The following is a 6,439-nucleotide window of genomic DNA, read 5'->3' as shown; positions in this document are numbered from 1 at the left end:
AAAGTTTTACCATGGCGCCCCCGAAGAAAGATACTGAGGCTCTGACGGTGCGCCTTCCGCGCGAGCTCATCGAGGCGATCGATGACCGGCGGCGCCTGGAAAAAGACCTTCCGACACGACCGGAGATGATCCGGCGCGCGCTCGTGCAATGGCTGGAAATGCCCAAGCCGGAGGATGAGGGCTGATCTTGGCAGGAGCGGACGGTCGAAAGAACTCGATCCTCTGTTGCAGATCCTGAAGGGATGTCAGCCGTTTGCGAGGTCCGATAACATGTTACAGACGCTGGCCCCGGTGTCGGGCACCCGACAGCGGTTTTTGCAGACCGTCCGTTGAAGTTCTCCTGCGGCATTGGCGATAGAATTAGCCCATGGCACGAATGATCCTCGACAATCGGCGCGCCCGTCGTCTGTTCCTCGACCGGCATTTGCTCCTGCGCTCGGGATCCGGCGCCGGGAAAGGCGCGGATCTGGAAGGCGTGCTGCACGAGCTCGGGTTCGTTCAGGTCGACAGCGTCAACACGCTGGCGCGCGCGCATGACCTGATCCTGTGGTCCCGCCGTGGCCGCTATCGGCCCGAGGCGCTCGAACAGCTTGTCGCGCATCGCAGAACAGCATTCGAACAATGGACCCACGACGCCTCGGTCATCCCGATGTCATTCTTCCCGATGTGGCGGCTGAAGATGGCCCGCGCCGAAACCCGGATGCGCGAACGGTGGCCGGCTGCGCGCCGTGCGGGGTGGGAGGCAGAGATCGACACCGTTCTGCGCCAGATCGCCGATCACGGACCGACCTGTTCCTCGGATGTGGGGCCAGACGAAAGCAAGGCCTCATCAGGCTGGTGGGACTGGCACCCGTCGAAGACGGCGCTCGAATTCCTGTGGCGGTCCGGTCATCTCGCCGTCTGTCATCGCCAGGGCTTCCGGAAGTTCTACGATCTGACCGAACGCGTCATCCCGGCCGAATACCGCGACAGACGCCCGGATCATGCCGAAAACGTGGATTGGGCGATGTCCGCAGCACTTCAGAGACTTGGCTTCGCCACAAGCGGCGAGCTGGCCGCTTTCTTCGACATCCTGACGCGGGAGGAGGCGAAGACCTGGTGTGCCGAAGGGCTTGCAGCAGGTCGGATCGTCGAGGTGGGCATCACGATGGCAGACGGCGCGGTGAGGCGATGCATCACGACCGAACCGATGCTCGAACTTGCCGCTGCCTTGCCGGAGCCATCCTCGCGGGTGCGCATCCTGTCGCCGTTTGATCCGGCGCTGCGCGATCGGGCGCGCACCGAACGCCTGTTCGGCTTTCATTACCGGATCGAGATCTTCGTGCCGGAAGCGATGCGGAAATACGGCTACTACGTCTTTCCCGTGCTGCAGGGAGATCGCATGATCGGAAGGCTGGATGTCAGGCTTGCAGGCAACGCTCTGGCCGTCAGTTCCTACTGGCCGGAAGCAGGCGTGCAGACGGGCGAGCGGCGGATCCGCGGCCTGAAATCCGAACTCGACCGCGTGAGGGTTCTCACAGGGGCATCCACAGTCGAATTCGCCAGCGAATGGATGCGAGGGTGAAGCCGGCCCATAGCAGGCGGTCGGCGCCTGACAGATGCTACCGTGCAGCTTCTCCAAACCTGACGTTCGTGCATGTCGCAGCAAAACCGAGGTGGCACAGTCTGCTATTCAGTCGGCGAGGTTTCGGCACGGCTTGGGGTGAGCAAGCACTCGCTCTCCGCTTGGAAGTGCTAATTCGCGAAGGCGGCAGCGAGGGACACGGAGAAGGACGCCGAGATCCATTGTCTCAAGCTGGAGCGGGCGCGGGTCTCCGATGATCGTCACGTCCTCAGAGAAAGCCGTCGCGTATTTCGCCAGGGATGCGAAGTGAGATACGCGTTTGTCGCTGAGCATCGGGGCAGTTTTCTGTTCGGGCAATGTGTCGCTACCTACGCATCCAGCCGAGCGGGTTCTATGCTTGGCTAGGGGCTACAACAATCGCGCACGCCCAAGAAGACAGGGGCCAGACTGAGCTGCTGCGCGAGGCTTGGACAGAGAGCGGCAAAGGTCTATGGCTATCGCAAGCTTCATGATGATCTGCCGTGGCAACTGTCGTGACAATGCGTTCGCTGAATGCTTCTTCAATCTGCTCAAGCGTGAACGGATCCGGCGAAGGACCTACCGGACGCGCAAAGGTGCAAGGCGGGACGTGATCGATTGCATCGGGATGTTCTGCAACCCAAAGCGCAAGGACGCGCGAAACAGGATGATGTCACCCGCCGAGTTCGAACGGCAGCAGAAGATGAGCCTCAAAGGCGTCTAAGAAACTCGGGGCTATTCACAACTTGCGCCCTCTGCAAGAAAGTATCTCACGTCCTTGAGGGGAATCCCTCATCGAAAACTCGTTGGGCCGCTCTTACACTACTCGGATGTGGAAAAAGAAGGATTGTATCATGAGCGACGACAAAACCCCGCAACCGGATCCCGCAGAAGAAAACGCCTTCTTCCCATCAGCGTATTCGCTGAGCCAGTTTACCTCTCCGAAATCTGACCTGTCGGGAGCCGATTACCCGACCCCCTATGAGGGCAACAAGAAGATCCTGATGATCGGAGCGGATGAACGCTATCTGTTGACCGACAACGGCAGCTTCTTCTCGACCGGCAATCATCCAGTCGAAACGCTCGCGCCGATGTTCCATCTCGATCGAGCCGGGTTTGATTTCGATGTTGCCACGATCTCGGGAAACCCCGTCAAGTTCGAGTTTTGGGCGATGCCGTCCGAGGATGAGGACATCAAAGGCCTGTTTGCGAAATACCATCCCCGGTTCAAACAGCCGCTGAAGCTTTCGAACGTGATCGCAGAGGGGTTGCAGCATTACGCCGCCATCTTCATTCCGGGCGGCCATGGCGCGCTGATCGGCTTGCCTGAAAGCGAGGATGTCTCTGCCGTGCTGAAATGGGCCGCGGCCGAGGACCGTTTTGTCATCACTTTGTGCCATGGCCCTGCCGCGTTCCTGGCCGTCGAGGATGACGATTTCTATAGTGGGCGGAAGATCTGCGCATTCCCGGATTCGCTCGACGCGCAGACGCCCGATATCGGCTACATGCCGGGCCACCTGACCTGGAAATTCGGGGAAGAGTTGAAGGCAAAGGGGTTCGAGCTGATGAACGACGACATCACAGGGGCGGTTCACCGTGATGGAAAGCTGCTGACCGGGGACAGCCCGCTTGCCGGCAATGCCCTGGGCCAATTGGCTGCCAAGGCCCTTCTGGATGAGTTGTCGAGCTGATGCTGCACTCTGCCTCGGCAGAGGATGCGTTTCTCTGTGCCCGCGCATGCGCGGGCGCAGAGAGCTTGGACAGGCTGTGCGCGTTGGTTCGAGATTTCTCAGCCCCGATGGGCTACGACCGTTTTCTGATATTTTCCGCGTCCGCCAATGCCGAGGATCCCATCGACCGCATTTACTGGGTTGAGGGCGATTGGTTTGAGGATGGCTCATTCGTCGATGCGGATGCCTATGTGCGCCGCTGCCCGGTCAACCGGCATGTCACCGAGGTCCGAGAGCCGTTCTTCTGGACAAAGACGCGGGATTCGGAGGGCGAACGCTACAGGATAGCGCGGCATCCGCGTGGGCGAGGCGTCCATGGGCTTCAGGTGCCGGTGTTCGGCCCGGCGGGTCTGGAAGGAGCGATAAGTTTCGGCGGCCTGCGCATCGACACGTCATTTCACACCCAGCTGGCCATGGAGATCATCGCGCGCGCAGCCTTTGTCGCGATGCGGGCGCGGCTGGAAGGGCCCAACAAGGCGGTTGCCACCGCGCTGACGGATCGGGAACGCCAGGTTCTGACATGGATTGCTGTCGGTCGGCGCCATGTCGAGATCGCCGGCACGCTTGGACTGTCGGAAAGAACCATCGAGAACCATCTGCGCCGTATCCGCAAGCGCCTTGGCGTGACCACGACGGCCCAAGCCGTCCATGTTGCGATCCGGGCCGGAGAGATCTTGCAATGACTCCGTAAAGACCAGCCAAGCTCGGCTGGATATGCGCTTTCGACCGGCTTAAGGCCAAGGCAGCCCTTCACATTCACGTGAAAAGCATGCGTCTCGCCTACGACCTAATGTCTCAGTTACCAGTGCCACTGGAAACCCAGCAGGCTGACGCGGGCGGCCCAGAGCTGACCTTGGTCCTAACATCAGACGCCGCGCCGCAGCTTCACCGAACCCGCCATTCGTGCATGACGCAGCATTTTTTTGGACGCGTGGAGATCGACTGTGGGCGAGATATCCATAGCCGGTCCTGCTTTGGGAGGGCATGGCACTTCACCCCCCGTGCGCCATGCTTGCTGCCACCTCGACGGTCACATGTTCCATCCCGGTCGTCTCGCGTACGCGGCCCTTGACGGCGCGGCGAACGTCGTCCGCTGATGCGCCGGGTGTGAGTTCGACCTCCAGAGTGGCCATGGGACGCTCTTACGTGATCGACCAGGCATGGACGTGATGGGCCCGGGCTACGCCGGGCAACGTGGCTTCTAGATCGGCGGCGACAGCGCGGGGATCGAAACCGGCGGGCGCGCCCTCGAGCAGGATATGCCCGCTCTCCCGCACGACGGTCCACGCCGAGCGCAGGATGATGAGGGCGACCAGCGCCGACAGGATCGGGTCGATGGGAGTCCAGCCAGTCCAGATGATCACGAGCGAGGCCGCAATCGCCGCGACCGAGCCCAGCAGATCGCCCATTACATGGAGGGCGGCGGCACGGACGTTGAGGTTGTCGCCCTCGGCGCGGCTGAGCACCCAGAAGGACAGGATATTCACGACGAGTCCGCTAACGGCGACCCATAGCATCAGCCCGCCCAGCACCTCGTGCGGATCGCGCAGACGCTGGATGGCCTCGAAGAGGATCCACGCCGCGATGACGAACAGCGTGAGCCCGTTCACGAAGGCGGCAAGCACCGAGAACCGGTCGAATCCGTAGGTCCATTTCCAGTCCGCTGGTCGCCGCGCCAACCGGAAGGCGAACCAGGCCAGCAGAAGCGAGGCGAAGTCGGCCAGCATGTGGCCCGCGTCGGCCAAGAGCGCGAGCGATCCAGAGATGAGCCCGCCGATGACCTCGGCCCCCATGAAGCCGCCCGTCAGGGCTGCGGCGATGAGGATGGCACGTTCCTTGGATCGGCGCGCCTCGGGCGTGTCATTGGCCGAGAGGGTCGGGCCGTGCGAATGGCCCGCGTGTCCGTGCGCGTGGTCGTGCCCTGGCGCATGATCGTGCGCATGATCATGATCGCGTCCCATCACCGCGCCTCCGTCTCAAGACACTTTCCTGCCCGGCGCGCGGCGCGCGCGCCAATGGGCATAGGCGGCATGCGCCCGCGGCGAACGTCGGCGACGCGAACGTTAGTCCCGTGGCGGATTGTGGCTGCATCGAAGTCCGTCAGGTGGGGGCAGGGGAGGTGTCGGTCGGTCATGGCAGTGCTCTTGATTCGTCTCGTCCCCATGGTAGATACAACCTACAGCCACTATAGCTTCAAGGGATAATCGCGATGCAGGGTCATTCCATCGGTTTGCTGTCCAAGCGCACGGGCGTGAAGGTGACGACGATCCGCTACTATGAGGGGCGCGGTCTTTTGCCCGATCCCGGCCGCACGGGTGGGGGGCAACGCCGCTACGGCGATGCCGAGCTGGACCGGTTGTCATTTATCGCCCATGCCCGGCAGCTTGGTTTCGACCTCGACGCCATCGCCGAACTGATCGCGTTGCAGGAGACACCCCACGCTGCCCATGGCGACGCGCACCGCATCGCGAAGGATCGGATTATCGAAATCCGTGATCGGATCGCGCGGTTGCGGCGGCTGGAGGCTGAATTGGTGCGCGTCGTGAAGTCCTGCGACGGTCAATCCGATGGGCAACCCTGCCGGGTGCTGAACGCCCTGGCCGACCATCAGGCTTGCGAAAGCGAGCACTGAAACGGTGCTGATCGGTGCAGTCCGCAGACACGGCTGCACGAAACATATTCGGTGTTTCAAACGAGTACGAAACGGCTTTCGGAACGGTAACCGAACTGGCTTCAGGTCTAAGTGGCAAACCCCGCTGTGGTCACAGGACCTTTGCCGAATCGACCATTTGGACGCTCGGCAGTATTTACTGGTTGGCCCTCGAACCGGAGCTCCGGAGGTGCGGGGTGACGCTCTCTTGCTTGGCTGACTGCCCGACGCTTCGGCCCTTACCGGACGCTCATCGCTCGACAGATGTTTTGTGCTGCATCGCCAGACCGGACGTTCGTGCCTGGCGCGGCGCGAATGACCAGGCACGGCCTGCTAGGCGGGACCTTCCGGTCATTCGTATGCCTCCGGGGAGGGCCGCCTGAGCACGGGATTGGATTTCAGCTAAGAGCCTGAAGCTATGGCAGACCATAGCATCATGTCCCAGGTAGAGGTTCTCTCGGTCACGGATACAGGCCG

Annotated in this window: 7 protein-coding genes and 1 pseudogene; 6 read left to right on the top strand and 2 right to left on the bottom strand. The window is 61.9% G+C overall.

The annotated features are described in order from the left end of the window. From MU516_RS19110 to MU516_RS19090, 5 genes and pseudogenes are all read left to right on the top strand, one after another. Positions 1-185: ribbon-helix-helix domain-containing protein (locus tag MU516_RS19110; protein WP_260278764.1), on the top strand; the 185-nt coding region annotated here is incomplete at its 5' end. 182 nt (positions 186-367) lie between these two features. Next, the gene (locus tag MU516_RS19105) at positions 368-1,564 is read left to right on the top strand and encodes a winged helix-turn-helix domain-containing protein (protein WP_260278802.1); all 1,197 of its coding nucleotides are present in this window, start codon (positions 368-370) and stop codon (positions 1,562-1,564) included. Between the two features lie 520 nt (positions 1,565-2,084). Then, positions 2,085-2,306, top strand: a pseudogene (locus tag MU516_RS19535) (IS3 family transposase); the annotation flags it as partial. 130 nt (positions 2,307-2,436) lie between these two features. Continuing rightward, the gene (gene hchA, locus MU516_RS19095) at positions 2,437-3,273 is read left to right on the top strand and encodes a glyoxalase III HchA (RefSeq protein ID WP_260278801.1); all 837 of its coding nucleotides are present in this window, start codon (positions 2,437-2,439) and stop codon (positions 3,271-3,273) included. Continuing rightward, complete coding sequence (locus MU516_RS19090) at positions 3,273-3,995, top strand: PA1136 family autoinducer-binding transcriptional regulator (protein WP_260278800.1); 723 nt, start codon at positions 3,273-3,275, stop codon at positions 3,993-3,995. Before hchA ends, MU516_RS19090 begins: the two co-directional genes overlap by 1 nt. A gap of 309 nt (positions 3,996-4,304) precedes the next feature. On the opposite strand, the gene MU516_RS19085 is transcribed toward MU516_RS19090, so the two are convergent. Then, positions 4,305-4,445, bottom strand: a complete 141-nt coding sequence (locus MU516_RS19085; RefSeq protein WP_260278799.1) for a hypothetical protein — start codon at positions 4,443-4,445, stop codon at positions 4,305-4,307. Between the two features lie 9 nt (positions 4,446-4,454). Continuing rightward, on the bottom strand, positions 4,455-5,273 hold the full coding sequence (locus tag MU516_RS19080) for a cation diffusion facilitator family transporter (protein WP_260278797.1): 819 nt from the start codon (positions 5,271-5,273) through the stop codon (positions 4,455-4,457). Between the two features lie 248 nt (positions 5,274-5,521). Between MU516_RS19080 and MU516_RS19075 the strand changes: the two genes are divergently transcribed. Next, a complete protein-coding gene (locus MU516_RS19075; RefSeq protein ID WP_260278796.1) occupies positions 5,522-5,944 on the top strand; it encodes a MerR family transcriptional regulator in 423 nt (140 codons plus the stop codon). Positions 5,945-6,439: the final 495 nt, after the last annotated feature.

The sequence above is a fragment of the Paracoccus maritimus genome, from assembly GCF_025195095.1.
Classification (GTDB): domain Bacteria; phylum Pseudomonadota; class Alphaproteobacteria; order Rhodobacterales; family Rhodobacteraceae; genus Paracoccus; species Paracoccus maritimus.
The sequence above is the reverse complement of the archived record's forward strand: the minus strand, read 5'-3'. Positions and strand labels throughout refer to the sequence as shown.

Bases quoted from the DNA above. Each gene is read 5' to 3' on its own strand.
- MU516_RS19105 (WP_260278802.1), top strand. From the start codon at position 368: ATGGCACGAATGATCCTCGACAATCGGCGCGCCCGTCGTCTGTTCCTC.
- hchA (WP_260278801.1), top strand. From the start codon at position 2,437: ATGAGCGACGACAAAACCCCGCAACCGGATCCCGCAGAAGAAAACGCC.
- MU516_RS19090 (WP_260278800.1), top strand. From the start codon at position 3,273: ATGCTGCACTCTGCCTCGGCAGAGGATGCGTTTCTCTGTGCCCGCGCA.
- MU516_RS19085 (WP_260278799.1), bottom strand. From the start codon at position 4,445: ATGGCCACTCTGGAGGTCGAACTCACACCCGGCGCATCAGCGGACGAC.
- MU516_RS19080 (WP_260278797.1), bottom strand. From the start codon at position 5,273: ATGGGACGCGATCATGATCATGCGCACGATCATGCGCCAGGGCACGAC.
- MU516_RS19075 (WP_260278796.1), top strand. From the start codon at position 5,522: ATGCAGGGTCATTCCATCGGTTTGCTGTCCAAGCGCACGGGCGTGAAG.